Origin of the sequence: Plantibacter sp. VKM Ac-2880 (assembly GCF_015351235.1) — a bacterium.
GTDB lineage: Bacteria > Actinomycetota > Actinomycetes > Actinomycetales > Microbacteriaceae > Plantibacter.
In genome coordinates this window covers 1081180-1098100 of sequence record NZ_JADKSJ010000002.1, presented here as the reverse complement: position 1 = coordinate 1098100, position 16921 = coordinate 1081180, and the positions used below count along the sequence as shown (strand labels likewise).

Annotated in this window: 17 protein-coding genes; 9 read left to right on the top strand and 8 right to left on the bottom strand. The window is 65.1% G+C overall.

Features of this window, described 5'->3' with window-relative positions; genetic code table 11:
- Positions 1 to 60: 60 nt before the first annotated feature.
- Positions 61 to 693 carry a hypothetical protein gene (locus ITJ57_RS17195; protein WP_194671218.1) on the bottom strand — a complete coding sequence of 211 codons (633 nt, stop codon included), beginning with the start codon at positions 691 to 693 and terminating at the stop codon, positions 61 to 63.
- A 107-nt stretch (positions 694 to 800) separates the two neighbouring features.
- On the opposite strand from ITJ57_RS17195, the gene ITJ57_RS17190 reads away from it, so the two are divergent.
- The 3 genes from ITJ57_RS17190 (at position 801) to ITJ57_RS17180 (ending at position 2760) form a co-directional block, all read left to right on the top strand.
- Positions 801 to 1757, top strand: coding sequence for an alpha/beta fold hydrolase (locus ITJ57_RS17190; protein WP_194671217.1), 957 nt, complete (start codon positions 801 to 803; stop codon positions 1755 to 1757).
- A 136-nt stretch (positions 1758 to 1893) separates the two neighbouring features.
- Positions 1894 to 2364, top strand: coding sequence for a GNAT family N-acetyltransferase (locus ITJ57_RS17185; RefSeq protein ID WP_194671216.1), 471 nt, complete (start codon positions 1894 to 1896; stop codon positions 2362 to 2364).
- Between the two features lie 18 nt (positions 2365 to 2382).
- A complete protein-coding gene (locus ITJ57_RS17180; RefSeq protein WP_194671215.1) occupies positions 2383 to 2760 on the top strand; it encodes a hypothetical protein in 378 nt (125 codons plus the stop codon).
- A 74-nt stretch (positions 2761 to 2834) separates the two neighbouring features.
- Here ITJ57_RS17180 and ITJ57_RS17175 read toward each other — a convergent pair whose 3' ends face one another.
- Both ITJ57_RS17175 and ITJ57_RS17170 read right to left on the bottom strand, forming a co-directional pair.
- On the bottom strand, positions 2835 to 3482 hold the full coding sequence (locus ITJ57_RS17175) for an NADPH-dependent F420 reductase (RefSeq protein WP_194671214.1): 648 nt from the start codon (positions 3480 to 3482) through the stop codon (positions 2835 to 2837).
- Between the two features lie 143 nt (positions 3483 to 3625).
- Positions 3626 to 4735, bottom strand: coding sequence for a DNA alkylation repair protein (locus tag ITJ57_RS17170; protein ID WP_194671213.1), 1110 nt, complete (start codon positions 4733 to 4735; stop codon positions 3626 to 3628).
- A gap of 71 nt (positions 4736 to 4806) precedes the next feature.
- On the opposite strand from ITJ57_RS17170, the gene ITJ57_RS17165 reads away from it, so the two are divergent.
- From ITJ57_RS17165 to ITJ57_RS17150, 4 genes are all read left to right on the top strand, one after another.
- Positions 4807 to 5343, top strand: a complete 537-nt coding sequence (locus ITJ57_RS17165; protein ID WP_194671212.1) for a cytochrome C5 — start codon at positions 4807 to 4809, stop codon at positions 5341 to 5343.
- An 83-nt stretch (positions 5344 to 5426) separates the two neighbouring features.
- On the top strand, positions 5427 to 5768 hold the full coding sequence (locus ITJ57_RS17160) for a hypothetical protein (protein ID WP_194671211.1): 342 nt from the start codon (positions 5427 to 5429) through the stop codon (positions 5766 to 5768).
- Between the two features lie 118 nt (positions 5769 to 5886).
- Positions 5887 to 6096 carry a hypothetical protein gene (locus ITJ57_RS17155; protein ID WP_194671210.1) on the top strand — a complete coding sequence of 70 codons (210 nt, stop codon included), beginning with the start codon at positions 5887 to 5889 and terminating at the stop codon, positions 6094 to 6096.
- 131 nt (positions 6097 to 6227) lie between these two features.
- Positions 6228 to 6785, top strand: a complete 558-nt coding sequence (locus ITJ57_RS17150) for an OsmC family protein (protein WP_194671209.1) — start codon at positions 6228 to 6230, stop codon at positions 6783 to 6785.
- Between the two features lie 96 nt (positions 6786 to 6881).
- On the opposite strand, the gene ITJ57_RS17145 is transcribed toward ITJ57_RS17150, so the two are convergent.
- Both ITJ57_RS17145 and ITJ57_RS17140 read right to left on the bottom strand, forming a co-directional pair.
- Complete coding sequence (locus tag ITJ57_RS17145) at positions 6882 to 7640, bottom strand: MmpS family transport accessory protein (RefSeq protein ID WP_194671208.1); 759 nt, start codon at positions 7638 to 7640, stop codon at positions 6882 to 6884.
- Positions 7641 to 7762: 122 nt separating this feature from the next.
- Positions 7763 to 8263, bottom strand: coding sequence for a DUF2510 domain-containing protein (locus ITJ57_RS17140; protein WP_194671207.1), 501 nt, complete (start codon positions 8261 to 8263; stop codon positions 7763 to 7765).
- A gap of 253 nt (positions 8264 to 8516) precedes the next feature.
- Between ITJ57_RS17140 and ITJ57_RS17135 the strand changes: the two genes are divergently transcribed.
- Positions 8517 to 9794: a Fic family protein gene (locus tag ITJ57_RS17135; protein ID WP_194671206.1), complete on the top strand. Its 1278-nt coding sequence runs from the start codon at positions 8517 to 8519 to the stop codon at positions 9792 to 9794.
- A gap of 9 nt (positions 9795 to 9803) precedes the next feature.
- Here ITJ57_RS17135 and ITJ57_RS17130 read toward each other — a convergent pair whose 3' ends face one another.
- Positions 9804 to 10511, bottom strand: a complete 708-nt coding sequence (locus ITJ57_RS17130; RefSeq protein WP_194671205.1) for an MmpS family transport accessory protein — start codon at positions 10509 to 10511, stop codon at positions 9804 to 9806.
- A 164-nt stretch (positions 10512 to 10675) separates the two neighbouring features.
- Here ITJ57_RS17130 and ITJ57_RS17125 point away from each other — a divergent pair, with 164 nt between their 5' ends.
- On the top strand, positions 10676 to 11227 hold the full coding sequence (locus ITJ57_RS17125) for a suppressor of fused domain protein (RefSeq protein WP_194671204.1): 552 nt from the start codon (positions 10676 to 10678) through the stop codon (positions 11225 to 11227).
- Positions 11228 to 11458: 231 nt separating this feature from the next.
- On the opposite strand, the gene ITJ57_RS17120 is transcribed toward ITJ57_RS17125, so the two are convergent.
- Positions 11459 to 14524, bottom strand: a complete 3066-nt coding sequence (locus ITJ57_RS17120; RefSeq protein WP_194671203.1) for a type III restriction-modification system endonuclease — start codon at positions 14522 to 14524, stop codon at positions 11459 to 11461.
- 525 nt (positions 14525 to 15049) lie between these two features.
- Positions 15050 to 16921 carry a site-specific DNA-methyltransferase gene (locus ITJ57_RS17115; RefSeq protein ID WP_370582473.1) on the bottom strand — a complete coding sequence of 624 codons (1872 nt, stop codon included), beginning with the start codon at positions 16919 to 16921 and terminating at the stop codon, positions 15050 to 15052.

Below are 16921 nucleotides of genomic sequence, written 5' to 3'. Positions count from 1 at the left end.
GCGATTCCAGCGGCAATGCGTCGATGCATGTGACGTCCCCCGAGGTCGATTCCCGACAGCCTACGACTCCCGCTCCCTGCGGGCCGCTGCGACGCCCACGTCCCGGCTCGCGAGCATGATCGCGATGATCCCGAGGAAGACCGGGGCGACGACCCCGCCGAGTCCGTCGAGGATCGAGAGGAACGGTGCGAACCGCGACGCGTCGGGCCCTGCCGCGACGACGACGACCAGCTGCACGACCCGCGCTGCAGCCGCAGCGACGAGCACCCAGAGGGGTGCGAGGTGCCACGGGCGGGGCACGATCCCGGCGCGGGCGATCTGCGTGGTGGCGATCGCGGCCAGCACGAACGTGATGACCAGGTCGACGTATCCGAACCCGATCATGGAGCCGCGGCCGGGCGGGGCGGCCAGGGCGTCGAGCACGGGTGTGCTGACCGCCGTCCACACGGCGAGGCCGATCAGCGCCGCGGTGCCGAACGGTCGCCTCGCGGTCACGCTGGTGGAACGCTCCGAGCCGATCGCGAACATGATCATCGACACGACGATGAGCAGGGTCGAGAGGAGGCTTCCGGTCGGCCCGAGGTACGACCCCACCTGCAGGAGCGGGCCGAGCAGGACCGACCCGATCATCAGTGCTCCGGCGACGATCCACACCTGCTTGGACCCTGGCGTCATCTCGTTCGTCTCCCCCATGGGCGCCCAGTCTACGGACGGGCTCTCTCCGCACGCGGAGCTCCGGTCGCTGCGCTGATCGACGGGCTTCCCGGTATTCGCCACGCGAGCTGTGTAGCGTGGCTCGGATGACTGATGAGCAGCCCGGCCCGCACGCCACCGGATTCGTCGAGGTCGAGGGCGGCGCGTCGATCTTCTGGGAGGAGTCCGGTGTCCCCGACGGCGTTCCTGCCCTCTGGCTGCACGGAGGCCCTGGCGGTTCGCTCGGCTCCGGGTGGTATCGCTCGCACTTCGACCTGTCGCGCTACCGGCTGATCGGGATCGACCAGCGGGGGAGTGGCAAGAGCCTGCCGAACATCCTCGATGCGCGCGATCGGCTCGACGAGCACACGACCCAGCGGTTGATCGCCGACATCGAGCAGGTTCGTGAGGCGATGGGGGTGGAGCGCTGGGTGGTGGCGGGTGTCTCGTGGGGCACGACCCTTGCGCTGGCGTATGCGCAGGAGCATCCTGACCGCGTGATCGCGCTGGGGCTCGTCGCGGTGACGACGACGAGCCGTGAGGAGGTCGACTGGATCACCGAGGGTGTCGGCCGCGTGTTCCCGGAGGAGTGGGCGCGGTTCGAGCGCGACAGCGGGCGTCGGGATGGCGAGCGCGTCATCGAGGCCTACGCGCGGCGGTTGCGCGAGGGTGATGTGGCCGAGCGAGCCGCTGCCGCAAGCGCATGGGACCGGTGGGAGAGCGCGCACGTGTCGCTCGACAGCCCGGAACGTGTCGGCCAGCTCTTCGCCGATGCCCGCACGCGGGAGGCGTTCGCGACGCTTGTCACCCACTTCTGGAGTCGCGACGGCTTCCTCACCAGCGACCAAGCGGTGCTCGCTCGGATGGAGCGGATCGTCGACATTCCCGGAGCGCTGGTTCACGGCCGCCGCGACATCAGCGGACCTGCCGTGACGGCCTGGCGCCTCCACCAGCGGTGGCCGGCGAGCGAGCTGACGATCGTCGAGGCCGAGGGCCACGGTGGAGCGGAGGAGAGCGCCGTGCTGCGTGCGGCCCTGGACCGGTTCGCCCTCCTCGCCCCCTGAGCTTGTCGAAGGGGGTCCGCGCTCTCGGCCCACCCGCGCCGGAAACCCAACCACCTCGGTCCCTGAGCCTGTCGAAGGGCGCCCCCGGCCCACCCGCCGCCCCTTCGATGACACCGGCCCATGCCACACTCGTCGCATGGAACCCGAGGTCGAGATCCGCGTCGCGACGCCGGCCGATGCCGCCGGGCTGGCCGAGCTCAAGCTGGCGATGTCGCCTCCCGACGCCCCGCTCGCCGACTGGGAGCGGGCCCTGTTCGCCCATGATCTCGTCTCGTGGATCGCCGTCGACCCCGACTCCCGTGTGTGCCTGGTGGCCGTGATCGATGATCAGGTCGTCGGGATGGCGTGGCTGGTCGTGTTCTCCCGCGCCCCGAACATCGGCGCGCTCCGCCGCCTCACGGGCGATGTCCAGAGCGTCTTCGTCCGCCCCGAGTTCCGCGGCCGAGGCATCGCCAGCCGGCTGGTCGACGGCCTGCTCGACGCGGCGCGCGCTCGCGACATCGGCAGAGTCTCCGTCAGCTCGAACGCGGCCGGCGCGTCGCTCTACCGCCGTGCTGGCTTCGAGGAGGCGCCGCTCCTCCTCGAGTGGCGGGCCGACTCGGACTGATCCCGCTAGCCTCCAACGGTGGCTCTTCAAGAACTCATCTGGTTCGTCCTGCTCGCACTCGCTGTGGTGGTCGTGCTCGTCGGAAGCATGAACTACGCACGTCGGCCGAGCTGGCGGGGTCGGGCCTTCCTCGTCCTTGCGCTCACGAGCGCGCCGACGTTGATCATCCTCGTGATCGGGAGCCTCGCGGTGGTGTACGGATGGAAGGTCCTGCCCGCAGTCGCGCCGATGCTGCTGCTGGTCGGCGCTCTGCTGCAGATCATCCACGCGAGTAGCGATGCGGACAAGCTCAGCGATGGCTCGCGCGACGCGCTCTCACTCTCCGGCTGGACTGCTGTGCTCTTCGGGGCTGGGTGGGCGGTCGGCGACGCCCTGCTCTCGCAGGACTGGGCTTGAACGACGAATCGCCCTGATCCGCGATCCGAGCAGCAGCTCGGGGCGGGTCAGGGCGATTCGCGATGTGGCGTGACTTACATGTCGCGGTAGCGCTTGGCCTCGGCGACGAGTTCGCGCAGCTTGTCGGCGTCGACGTCCGGGCCGTAGCCGGGGGTGTCGCGCTGGATGCGCCATCCCTCGGAGAGAGCGCCGATGTCGAGCGGCTCGAAGCCGAAGGAGTCGATGAGTGCGGCGACGGTGGCCTTCGCGTCGGCGTCGTCACCGGCGATGACGAGGGCACGGCGGTTGGGGGTGCCGGACGGCTTGCCCTTGGTGGTGAGGTCGGCGGCGTAGATGTGGTTGAACGCCTTCACGACCTTCGACTCGGGAAGGTGCGCCTGCAGCATCTCGGCCGTGGTGGTCGTCTCCTCGTCGAGCTCGGCGATGTGGCCGTCGCGCTCGGGGTAGTAGTTGTTCGTGTCGATGACGACCTTGCCGACGAGCGGTGCGACGGGGACGGTGTCGATCGCGTGCAGCGGGATGGTGACGATGACGATGTCGCCACGCTCGGCCGCGTCGAGGGCGGTGCCTGCGGTGGCGTGTTCGCCGAGCTCCGAGACGAGGCTTGCGAGCGTCTCCGGTCCGCGCGAGTTGGACACGATGACGTCGTGACCCTGCGCCACCGTGAGGCGTGCGAGCTGAGAGCCGATGTTTCCTGAACCGATGATTCCGATGGTTGTCATGTTCAGGGGAACGGTTCCGGCGGGGTGGGGCATTCCTGCGCTCGGCGATTCCCAGCGGGCATTCAACCGCGATGATCGGCGCCGGTCGTCCGGTCGTCCGGTCGTCCGGTCGTTCGATGGACTCGGCTGCCTTGACCGCCGCCTCACTCCACCGGAGGCAGCAGCTCGAACGCCAGCGGCTCGGTCGCGATCCCGTTCACCTGGAGCGCGATGCCGTGGGCGCCCGGGTGGTAGCGGCGGGTGGTGATCGCGCGGAACGAGTGCTCGCGGGAGAGCAGGATGTGCTCGCCGGGGGCCAACTCGGTCGTCGTGAGTTTGAACGTCTTCGTCGTCTGCGAGCCGTTCGCCTTCTGGTGGTGGACGACGTAGTCGATCGCGAGGCGGGCGGCCTCGGCGCCGGTGTTGCGAACGGTGGCGACGAAGCTGACGGTTCCACCGAACGGAACATGTGCGCTCTCGAGCCCGAACCCCTCCACCTCGGTCGTTGCTGCACCGAAGCCGAGGGCTCCCAGTGCGCCCGGGTCGCCGCGCTTCACGAGGGTGCGCAGCGCGTGCCGGACGAGCGCCGGAGTGTTGGTGTCAGGGTCGGCGAGCCAGCGGTTCGCGGTCGCGACGACGAGCTCGGGCTCGTCGCGGCTGAGGTCGTTGAGGTGGTTGGCGACGGACCGGCGCACGTACTCGCTCGGGTCGCGGTAGAGGGCGCCGAGGATCGGCACGGTGATGCCCGGGTTCGCGACGATCTCTCGCACGCGCACGGCCCACGGCAGGTAGGGGCGGGTGCCTTCGCTGGCGAGGCGGCGGACGTGGTCGTTGTCGGAGGCGGTCCAGTCGAGGACGATGGCGAGCGCACGGTCGAGGTCGTGGCGGAGCAGGGTGCGGATGGCGAACTCGGAGCTGAGGCGCTCGGTGAGTTCGGCGAGGAGTCGCATGGCGTCGTCGAAGGCCTCGGACGTTCCCTCTTCGGCCCCGCGAACCGCGACCGCGCTCGTCACCGGCCAGATGAGCCAGCCGGTGAACACGGGGTTCGAAGCCTGGGCGGAGCGGACGACGCCGGCGAGTGTCGCGTAGTCGCCGGGGACGTCCGCGAGCAGTGCGTCGCGCAGCAGGTCGGCGCGCTCGCGGAGGGCGAGGCCGTCGAGGCGCTCGGCCGCGTCGGCGACAGTGTCGAACGGACGGTCCGGAGCGGCCTCCCGCAACGAGCGCGTCAGGTTGCGCGCGACCGCGGCGCCGAGGAGCTCGTCTGCGAAGGGCATACCGCGATCATCGCAGGGGCCGGTGACACCCGTTCCACCTCCGTTCACCCGGGCGCGATAGCCTGGCGCGCATGACTGCATCGCTGACTGCCCTGGCCGAAGAACTCACGCGTCGGGGCCTCGTCGCCTCGCCCGAGGTGGAGGACACGTTCGTCTACGGGCTCGCCCGCTTCGACGCGATCGACGCCGAGGTCATGCTCAACGTCGACCCCGAGCCCGAGGAGCAGGAAGTCGAGCCGGAGCCGGCGGCGCTCGCCGACCTGGCCCAGCGGGTGTTGTCCATTCCGGCTGCGGAGTGGAAGGTGCTGCTCGACCGCGTGGTGTCGGAGATCGAGGAGTCCGACGAGCTGGACGAGGTCGTCGAGACCGCCGAGCTCCGCGAGGACCTCGTGCTGCGCTCCGTGATCGTCTTCATCGACGCCGTGCTGCTGTCGTTCGACGCGCCGAAGCAGTTCCCCGATAGCTCGGTGCTCGTGCAGCTCGACGCCGACCTCGCATTCGAGGCCGTCGAGGTCGAGGCGGACGACGACGATGACGACGACGAAGAGGGTGGCGAGACGATCGAGTTCTCCACCGTCGAGGAACTGGTCCGCCGCCTCTCGATGTGAGACGGCTGCCGGTCCCTGAGTGGGTCGAAGGGCAGTCCCGTGACTGGTCCGTCCCCGGTCCCTGAGCTTGTCGAAGGGCAGGCATGCACACGCTGACTCGCACCGTCCGACAACCCGCCGTCTTGGCGGTCCTCGGCCTGACCGCCCTCTACATCGCCCTCATCCTGCTGCTCGAGTCGACCTTCGAGGGCGGTTGCCAAGAGTCCTATCCGATGAACTGTCGGATTCTCGAGCTCGATCTGCCGGGCCTACTCCTCACGGTGCTCCTCCTTGCGGCCGTAGCGGTCGCCGCAGGTGTCTGCGCAACACGCCCGCGATCGGGCGTGAGAGGAATGCTGCTCGTAGCGGTCGTGATTGCGGGGATCGTCGTCGTGGTGGTCGGATTCCACCTCTCGCTCAACCCTGCTTTGGAGACTCGGTACTGAATGAAACTCCGACCCGCTCACAGGCCCGACAGGGTCATTTTGGTTGGGTGAGAGAAGGATAGGAAGATCTGCAGTCCTGCGGCACACTGGCCCGATCGCCTTCACGGATCGGAGTTCCATGCCGCACGCTGCCTCGTCGCCACTGTCGACCTCTCGGGTCTACGCGCCGGAGTATCCGGCTCCGTTCCGAACCCGCACGATCTTCCTGCTGGCCGGTGTCGGTGTCGTCGACGTCGTCTTCCGTATCTGTCTCGCGCGCGCGGTCGCAGGTGGGATCGTTCTGCTGATCCCAGCCATGATCCGGTACGCGATCTTCGGTGCGCTGTGATCGGTTCTTGCTTCGGCTGAGAGCCGCTGCGTGAGCGTGTCCGCTCGGTCGCGGACGGTCTCCGCGCCCTCCGTGACGAGTTGTGACGATGTGGGCTGGTGGCCGGCCTCGAGTCCGCCGACACTGTCCGCATGACTCTCCTCACGAACGACCTCGCCGCCGTCCCGACCGTCTCCGCAAGCGAGCGCGCCGAGCGTCTGGCCGCTGCCGGCTCATCCTGGTCCGAGCGGATCGCTTCCGCGCCGTCGAGCGCAGCGCTCACCTACCGCGTCTCGGGCACAGGGGAGGGTTCGGTCGCGAGTGCGATCACCGCAGGCAAGCACCGCTTCTTCGTCGACGAGCCGGCCGCGCTGGCGGGAGACGACGTGGCGGCGAGCCCGGTGGAGTTCGCGCTCGGGGCGCTGATTTCCTGCCAGATCGTGGTCTACCGCCTCTACGCGAGTGCGCTGGGCATCCAGGTCGACGACATCAGCGTCGATGCCGAGGGTGACCTCGACGTGCGCAACCTCTTCGGGATCACCGACGAGGTGCGGGCAGGGTTCTCGACGATCCGGTTGAACATCACCATCACCGGCCCTGAGACCGAGGACCGCTACCAGGAGCTGCGTGCCGCGGTCGACGCGCACTGCCCCGTCCTCGACCTGCTCCAGAACCCGACGCCGGTCGAGGTCAGCGTCTTCAAAGCCTGAGGCCTCCGCGCGCTCGTGCGCACCAGCTCGACGACGAGACCCCACCGATCGGCCGAAGCGGATCGATGGGGTCTCGGAGAACGGTGATCGGGCCTGCTACTCGTTGAGGTCCATGCTCGAGGCGGAGCAGGAGGCCGACGCGTACGCACCGGTGGAGGTGTTCTCGGCGAGCACCTTCCCGTCGACGGTGATCTTGCAGGAGATCTCACCCGCGTCGTCGGCGCCGTTCATGGCGAGGACGTAGAACGAGCTGTAGTCGAAGGTGCCACCGGCCTTGATGGTGAACTCCTTGGTGAAGGGAAGCGCCTGGTCGTTGGCCTGCTCGGTGCCGCTGTTCTCATCGGTGAACGTCATGTAGGTGATCGAGGCGGCGGTCGAGGTGCCGGTCACCTCGTAGACCACGGTGACGTCGCGGTCGGCTTCGGCGGACGACTCGGCCTGCGCGGTCTTGATGCCCTCGCTCACGGCGCCGGCGAACCCGGCGGTGTAGGTGATGGCGAGGACGATGCTGAGGATCATCGCGACGAGGGACAGGACCGTGCCCGCGATGGCGAGGCCCTTCGACTTGTTCTTCAGGAAGAGCGCGATGACACCGAGCACGAGGCCTACGAAGGCGATGAAACCGGAGACGAAGTTGACGAAGGGGATGAACGCACCGACGAGCGCGACGACGCCGATGATGAGGGCGGCGAGGCCGAGGCCGTTGCCGGTCTTCGCGGGCGGCGGGGTCTGCTGACCGAAACCGGGCTGGCCATAAGGTGCCTGGCCGTAGGGCTGCTGGCCCTGGGGTGCCTGGCCGTACGGCTGCTGACCGTAGGGCTCCTGCGGCGACGGAGGCTGCTCGGGGTAGGACATGGTGGTGGTGCCTTTCTGCGGTGTGGACGGCCGACGTGCTGGCGTCGGTCGGTGGCGCTGGGGGAGGGAGTCGGAGAGGCGTCGCGTCTGCGCGCTGGGCGCGAGTCGGGCGCCGACGCGGGTCAGTACGGGTACGCGATGAGGCGTCGGTTGGCGGAGTCGACCTGGGACTGCATGGTGCAGAGGTCGACGATCCACCAGACGAAGGCGGCGAGGATCGCGATGAAGCCGATGCCGATCGCGCTCAACGCCCAGCCGCCCCACCAAAGGGCGATGAACCCGATGCCGGCGCCGACGTTGCCCAGATAGAACTGGTGCGCGCCGAAGCCGCCGAGGAGGATCGCCAGCAGGTAGCCGGTTCCGCTCTCCTTGAGCGGACGGGCGTACGGGACCGGTGCCGGGTACGGCTGGTTGTTGTACGGCATGGGTGCGTAGGCGTTCGGGGCTGCGGGCGCTCCGTACTGCTGCGTTGCGGGAACCATGGGCATCGGCCCGGTCGGAGCGAGTGGTGCGACGGCCGTCGTCCAGGCGGCGCCGTCCCAGTACTGCTGCTGGCCGGGGCGCTGCGGATTCGGGTACCAACCGGCGGGGATGTGCCCGGGCTGCTGGGGGACAAGCGTCATCGAGGTGCTTTCGGAGAGGGCTTGCACCGGCGGGACGTTCAGCGGGCAGGCGGCGAAGTCAGGTTCACGCCGTGAGGCCCCCTGTGTGTTCAGTCTGATGTCCGCACTGTGGGGGACAACAGTCCCAATGTAGGGCACGCCACCAAGTTTCAGGAGGGGGTATCCCCTAGCGGTGATGAGGACGGTGGTATATTTACTTTATGGTCTCTAAGAGAGATCGTGTTTTGAGTTCATCGACGTCAGGAGGCACTGCATGGCGCACTACGTCGACCTGCTCTGGAACCCGGAGGACAGCTCCCATCTCGGGCGCAAGGACCGCGCGCCGGGCCGCTACCGGGCATTCGTTCCCGGCCTGCTCGGCGAGGGGCTGCCCGACATCGGCCCAGCGGCGCGTCAGGCGGCCGAGGATGCTCTGGCGGTGTTGGCTCGCGCCGACGAACGAATCGGGCCACGAGGTCGATTCCTCAACCACCTGTTGATCCGTTCTGAGAGCATTTCCTCGTCGTGGATCGAGGGGAACAGTGTGACCCCGAAGAAGCTCGCCATCGCCGAGCTCCTCGAGCGGGGCACCCGGGTCGCGCTCGACGTCGTCGCGAACGTGCGAGCCACCGAGCAGGCGATCGCGGAGCTGGGCGACCGGGGCCGCGCGGTGACCACCTCAGGCATCGAGCGCCTGCAGCACATCATCGAACCGCGCCTACGACCTGGCTTGAGAGCCGAGCAGAACTGGGTGGGTGGGCCAGGCTGGAGTCCGCTGCGTGCCGAGTTCGTGCCACCGCCACCGGAAGAGGTCGGTCGGCTGGTCGATGACCTCGCTCGATTCGTCACGGCGACCTCGGGGAACCCGGTCGTTCGCGCCGCGATCGCTCACGCGCAGTTCGAGACGATCCACCCCTTCATCGATGGCAACGGAAGAACCGGTCGAGCGCTCATCCACACCGTCCTTCGTCGGGCCGATGCGTTGCGGAACACCCTCATTCCGATCAGCACGGTGTTCGCAGGCGACACTGATCGCTACATCGCGGGGCTGACGGCGTATCGAGACATCCCGTCGCGCCTCGATGACTGGATCGTCGGCTTCGCGGAAGCTGCGGAGCTGGCCGCTGGCAACGCCGTGCGTCTCTCGGAAGACATCGAACGGCTCGACATCCGCGTGCGTGCGGACCTGATCCGCTTCCGTGAAGACAGCGGAATCAAGCCGGCTGTCCCGCGGAGCGACGCCGTGATCTTGAAGATCCTCGATGCGCTCGCGACGGACCCGGTGTTGACCATCGAGACGGTGGCTGTCCAGCACGAGGTGTCTCCGGGTGCGGCGCATCGAGCGCTGGTGCAGCTCGCCGAGGCCGGCATCCTCGGCCGCACCAAGGACCACAAGGGAAGGTTGGTCTGTTGGACGGCGGATCAGCACCTCGCTCTGGTCAGCCTCACCGAACGGAGCAACCGGGTCGGGGGAGGCGACACCGGCAGCGGGAGCCCTCGACTCGGGCCGCCGGCGCCGGCTGTCGAGCAGGCCGGTGTGCTGCGCGGGTAGCCATCCGCGCTACTTGTTCTCCGTCAGCCCATCCACACCGGACGCGGAGCATGACACCGATGCGTCCGCGCCCGTCGAGGTCTGCTCGGCGACCACATCGCCGTCGACGGTGATCTTGCAGCTGACGGAGCCGGTGTCCTCGGCGCCGTTGGTCGCGATGAGGGAGAACGCCGTGAAGTCGGTGTCGCTCCCCGCTGTGACGGTGAGTTCCTTGATGAAGGGGAGCGCCTGGCCCGTCGCCTGCTCGGTCCCGTTGGTGCCCGCTGTGTAGGTGGAGTAGACGATGGAGGCGTCGGTGGCGGTGCCGTTGACCTCGTAGACGACCGACACCTCCTTGTTGGCGGCCTCGGAGGACTCTGCTTTCGCGGTCTTCACAGCGTCGCTGACGAGCCCGGCGAACCCGGCCGTATAGGTGATCGCGAGAATGATGCTCAGCACGATCGCGATGGCCGAGACGATCGTGCCGGCGACGGCGAAGCCCTTCTGCCGGTTCTTCAGGCACAGGGCGACGATGCCGAGCACGAGGCCGACGAGCCCGACGAACCCTGCCACGTAGTTGAGGATCGGGATGAACGCCCCGATGAGCGCGAACCCTCCGACGATGAGGGCGGCGATGCCGAGTCCGTTGCCGCGCTTGCCGGTCTTGACGGGAGCCGGGCCTGGCACGGGCAGCGGGTAGGGCTGGTTCTGGGCGGGCGGCTGGTTCGAAGACGACATGCGCGTGGGACCTCTCTGCGGCGTTGGTTCCACCGTACCGACGGCGCGCGCCTAGGGGCAGGGGTGGACGGGCGCCCGATGCGATGGTGCCCACCCACAACGCTGTGTGTCGTGCCTGCAAACGGGGCCTGCCCAACAATCGTTGGCTTCGTTAGGCTCGCCGCATGAGCAACGATGTCCCTCTCGTCCCGGGCGAAAACGCCTTCCCGCTCCACATTTTCGATGCCCTGGGCTTGGATCCGGTGGTGTTCAAGGACCGCATCGGTGGGTCGGTGATGGTGATCGAGAAGCGACCTGAGGACGGGCCTGTGACGATCCTCACATCCGGCGTGTCTCGGCTGGAGACCGACTCCGGTGAGCGGATCGAGCTCGCGGTGGAGATCGTCGACGGTCAGCAGGGTGCCGCGATGGTCGCGCTGCGCATCGTGATCAACGAGATCGCGACCAACCGTCGGGTGCCACCGGTGCTCGCGCCGTGGCGTAACGGGACACCGTTCCTCAACGGGACGGCGATCTCAGCGCTTCTGGTGACGCCGTCGCGCTGGGGAGCGTCGTTCGACGATATCCGGAACGAGGCCGGCCAGGTGGTCGGGCACGTGCGGACACTGCGGTTGCTCACCGACGGCGAGGCCGCGGTCGCGGGGGAGCGTGGGTGGGATGCGCTCGTTGCGGAGGTCGGGTCGGTGGATGCGTTGTTGGATGTGGAGCGGAGGTGAGCGATTCAGGGAATCGACCTAGGCATGAGGCTGGGGTCCTCGATTCTCGCTGGCGATAGTCGGGTTTCGGTGCCGCGGGCACCATGTGGTCGGCATGCTGGGTCGCATTCGGACCACGAGTCGGATGGGTCGCTGCCTGACTGGTAGGTTCTCCCCTACATGCTGCGAAACGAGCGGTTTGCGCGTCCGGGCTGCGCTGCCTGGGACAATGGTCTTGTAAACGACGCCCTTTCAGGCCCCGACGAGCTGAAGGAGAGAATCGTATGAGTCAACGACGTCGTACTTCACGCCAGCATTGTCGGGCCTGGAGTTGATCGAGGCAAAGAACCTCCTCGCACACTCGACCTTGGCCTGCTCGATTCCCTTGAGCTGGAGCGTCGACATAGAGCCTTTCGTCTCCGCGATGAAGTACACGTGTTTGACGCTTCCCTCGCGGAAGGCGATTGCCCAGTCTGGGTTGTAGTCACCGACCGGGGTGGGGATGAAGAACCCGCGCGGCAGTTTTGAGTACACGACGACTTCGTCGCTCGTGTCGAGTTCAGTGACGAACGACCGTTCCACTTTGGAGTCCGTAACCACGTACTCGTAGACGCTCTTGTTCAGCTTGTCGCCTGCCTTCGACAGGTCTTGCGCTGTTTGACTCTCGGTGAATATCGAGTCGTCATAGCGGTCGTCGAGAGGATCGTATGCGAGGTGTTCGACTATCACCGTTGCCTTCTGCTCATTGATGATCCGGGCTGCCTCGGTGATGAACTGCTCAGGGTTTTGCTTGAACTTTGCGAACGTCTCTGGGGATGCCCCGGTGAGTATTGCTGCACACGTGCGTCGGGTCAGGTGGGTCTTGTCTGCGATCTCGCCGAGCAAGTCATATTTCACGGTTGAGCCGGCTGATAGAGCAGACTCCTCGACCTTGGTGGTGGAGACCTTGAACCCGTCGCCGGCCTCGAGCTGGCCAGCGTCGAGGGCGGCGAGCTGTACGCCCTTTCGGACCACGTATTGCATGACGGTGACGTTCAGCGCCTTATCAAGCGCGTGAATGCACTTGCCGATGAGTTCTGTCGAGTCGAACTCGACCTGGTAGACGGCCTTGTGGTTGATGCGGCGCCACAGTTCCTGAAACTCATGCTTGTGAAAGTTCGCTTCGTTGAGCGGGACCTTTTTCGGCTTCCGTCCATCGACCGGTGCAGGAATATCGAGGTGCAACGAATCGATTAGCTCGGCGACCTGATAATGGTACTCGTCGAGCCCTGCGGGCATAGAGGGCATCTCGATGTCGGCTCGGTTGACCCACTTGTCGGTGAGGTGCTGTTCGTAGTCGATGAAGCCGTTTGTGGTAAGCCAGAACTGGAGTTGCTTGGCTTGGTCTTCGGTGATCGGAACCTTCTCCGCGGTCGTTGGATCCTCGACAATCTTGCCCGCGAAGAACTCAGGAGTCGCTTTCCGTGGCCGGGCGCTGAGCGACGCAGCGATCTCCTTCTGCAGCGCGGTAACAAACTCGGTGTACGACTCGTCGGTTACAACCGTGAGCTCATTGATGTCGTGCACAGTCACGTGGTTGTCCATACGCTCGCCGTGCTGGTCTACCGACAGACGCAGCCCTCGACCGATCTCCTGCCGCCTCGTCGTGGTGTTGTCGCTCTTCTTGAGCATTCCCATAACGAAGACGTTAGGGCTGTCCCAGCCCTCGCGCAGGGCAGAGTGCGACCAGATGAACCGCACCGGCTCGTCGAATGACAGCAGCCGTTCCTTGTCTTTAAGAATGAGGTCGTAAGCGGCCACATCGTCCGACTGCCCTGCGGTCTCCCCGGTCTTCTTCACCGAACCATCGATGGAATGCCCGGACCTCTTGTCGATGGAGAAGTAACCCTGGTGAGTCTCCCTGACCGAGATCGACTCGAGGTGCGCGCGATACCGCTCGGATCCCTCTTCAAGATCGAGCTGCTCGAGCTGGTCGGCGACCAGTGCCCTATACTCATCCTCGAAGACGCGTGCGTACTCCCCGAGCGTGTCTTCGCGCGTGTAGTCGCGGTATTTGGCCACTTCGTCGATGAAGAACAACGAAAGCACCTTTACACCCTGCGCGTAGAGCTCCCGCTCCTTGGCGAGGTGCGCGCGGATCACTTCTCGAATCTGGATGCGCCGCTTGGCATCGTCCGTGACATCGTGCGTAATCTGACCGGCCGTTATAACGTCGCCGTTGCTCAGCTCGATTATGTCCTGGTTAGCATCAACGACGCGGACGAAAATGCCCTTGTATGCCTCGATCCCGTTCGACAGGTCGTGTAGGTTCATGCCCTGCGAAAGTCGCTTGACCTGGCGCCGGATCCCCGTCGCGGTCTGCACCTCGAGCTCTACGCGCGCCTTCGGGAAGTCAGCCCCGTTGCCTATTTCGAGCCCGTCGACGTACAGGTAGGCGGTACTACCCGCGAGTCCCTTCACCGTGATGCCGCGCACAGCAATCTTCTTCACGAGCTTCTGGTTGTAGGCATCGAGCGCGTCCAGCCGGTGCACTTTCGTGCGGTCGATCTTGTGCGTGGCCGAGTACCGGACTGCGAAGAGTGCGTTGAACATGCCCAGCGCGGTCAGGGACTTCGATGCCTTCTTGCCGTCGCCTTCGATCTTCTGAGGCTCATCGACGATCAGGATCGGCCGGTTCGCAGCGATGACATCGATCGGCTTTCGGGACTGGAAGTCGTCGAGCACCGCGGAGATGCGGCGAGCGTCTTTGCCGGTCGCATTGAACGCCTGAGTGTTGATGATCATCACCTGCACCCCGGCATTCGATGAGAATCGCTCCAGCTCGTGCAGCCGAGACGAATTGTAGACGAACGTTCGCGGCTTCGTGCCGTAAAGCTGCTGGAAGTGGTCGGCGGTGACGTCGAAGGATTTCTTCACGCCTTCCCGGATCGCGATGGTCGGCACGACAACGATGTACTTCGACCAGCCGTACCGCTTGTGCAGCTCCATGATCGTCTTGATATAGACGTACGTCTTGCCGGTGCCGGTTTCCATCTCGACGTCTAGGTTGATCGGCGCAGCCGGCGAGGCCACAAGGGTCTTTGCTAGGGGCAGCCCGCGCTCCTTTTGGACTGCATGCACGTTCTTCAGCAACTGCGGAGCAGGAATCGAGATCGCCGTGTTTCGCAGCCCTGCGTCGTCGAGTAGGGTCGGTGCGATATCCCTACCCGGGTCGACGCGGTACCTCACGCCATCGGCGAACGGCTGCCCGGCGAAGACGTCGACGACGGCGTTGACCGCTTCGGTCTGATACTGCTGGAGCTTGAATTGGAGTTTCATCGAGTTAGCCACTTCGGTTTGATTCGGGTAATTCTAGACGTTTCGGATGGAACATAACCCAAACGAACGGAGCTTAAGCTCATCGGGAGCAAGGGCTCGCCAAACTTCTCCACGGTGCTGAGCAGTACTTACCCATCTGTTGTTTCGGATGATGCGCGTTGTCAGCGAGTGGCGCGATATGCCCTATTATTATCCATGTTCGCCGATCTTCAGTTATCTCTATCCGGGCGGTGTGCCGACCGATGAAACCTCGCCTGGCTGGTGCAGCTGGAATGTCCGCGGGCACAACCCTCAAGGCCGTGTGCTCGCCCTCATGGACTCCACGGCGCGTGAGTCCCTGGTCGATGGACCGCTTCACGTCTTGTTTCAGCGCCAGCCGGCTCTGCGTCGACGAGGAGGGTTCGCCGTGTTTATCCGTTGAGTGCCTGGCGCTGGCCGTTCTGAACTCGACGACCTCGTTCGTCCAATCAGTGACGAGGTAATCCAGAATTGCAGAAGATTCAGTGGGTGTCATCGGCCGGCTATCTATATCGTGCGCAGATCTGTCTCGGGAGATAGTTCCCGAAAGATCTGCTCGGCATTGATCCGCGCAGCATCGGAAGCGAAACCTGCGTCCTTAAAGACGGCTCGAAGCGGGTGCCGTTCCGCGATCGCGCGGACCACTTCGGGCGAGACCTCGTCAGTAAAGCACGCGATGAGCGCATCGTCGGCGACAGCGAGCACACGGTGATCACCCGCTCCCTCGACGGTGATTGGCTCGCTGAGGTCTAGGCCCCAATCGAGCAAAACCTGGAAAAGCAGGTCTTCATCTGTTCGATCGGACTTTACGCTCCCGACTGCACCAGCGAGTGATGCCTGTACCAGGTCATCGGGGCCCACCTGGAGGTCGACCATGTTGGTTGTGTCAATTCTGAGCGAGCGGAATCCTGTGTCGACGTCCGCGCTATCGACAGTCGACGCTAGAACATCGCTAGCAAGGCGAATTCTTTGCCGCGCGACCGCAGGAATCGTTGCATATCCTAGCTTTGCTGCCGCTGACTCCGGCGCGGTCGTCTCCGGCATCTGGACAAGGATAAAAGCACGCGTTCCCTGATCTAACAGGTTTAACTCAAGAACCGCCTGAGCGGTAGTACCTGATCCGGCGAAGAAGTCGAGCACTATAGCGTCTTTGGTGCCTAACGTTGCATAACTCAGGAGGCGTCGTACGAGCGCTGTGGGCTTGGGGTAGTCGAACACTCCCTTCTGACCGAAGAGTCTGGCGACCTCTTCACTGCCGCTTTTCGTTGTCCCGGCATCGATAAGGATCGAGCTAGGCGTTCGTGTATCGCCGCGCTCGTTCCGTTCTGCGAGGAAGAGCTTGCGTTTTGGAGCACTGTCGCCGCGTAGCCCGAATTTGATCCGCCCATCGTCCATCAGCGCACGCATCGAACGAGGGTTTATCGCCCAAGAACGGCCCTGCGGTGGCCAGAAGCTCTGACCCGTTTCAGGGTTCTCCACCGCGTAGTGTGTGTCTCCACCGGGCTTATTGGCATCGAGGGGAACCAGCTTCCAAGGCCCTCTCGGGTCGCCATCGGGGTTCGTGTACTCATCCTCTCTCAGCGGCTCACCCCAGAAGGCGAGATGGTCTCGGTCTCGTGAGTAGACAAGGACGTGGTTGTGGTTGGGTGACACCTCTAGGTCATCCGAGATAGAGGTTCGTGATTGCCAGACGATGTTCGCGACGAAGTTCTTCTCGCCGAAGATTTCGTCGAGAACGCGACGAAGGTTTGCGGACTCGGCGTCTCCGATGGTGACGAACAGGACGCCCGTTGCGCGCAGGAGATTTCGCGACAGCTTTAGTCGCGAGTAGATCATGCTTAGCCAATTGGAGTGGAGCCTCCCTGATGATTCTGTATTGGTGACAAACCTCTCGCCATCAGTTCCGATTTGGCCAGATCGTTCCATGTACTCGCGCGTCGTCACGCCAAAGCTGTCGTTATAGATGAAGTCGTTTCCCGTGTTGTAGGGGGGATCAATAAAGATCGCCTGGATCTTGCCGAGGTAGGACTCCTGGAGAAGTTTGAGCGCCTCGAGATTGTCGCCCTCGATGAAGAGGTTCTTCGTCGTGTCGAAATCGACAGATTCTTCCCGCACCGGCCGGAGCGTCTTCGTGATCGGCGCGTTGGCCGCGAATGCGGCGGCGCGCTTTCCTGGCCAGTCGAGCTGGTAGCGCTCCTGCGCGCCCTCGACGACGACAACCTCGCTGGAGAGCTCCTGCCGGAGCGCGTCAAAGTCGATCGCACGCTGCGGTATTCCTTCAGCGTCCATGGACTCGGTGACGGTTGTCGGGAAGAGTTCGGCGATCAGATCGACGTTTTTTTCGGTCAGGTCGGAGGAGTGCATCTTGAGCTTATCCAC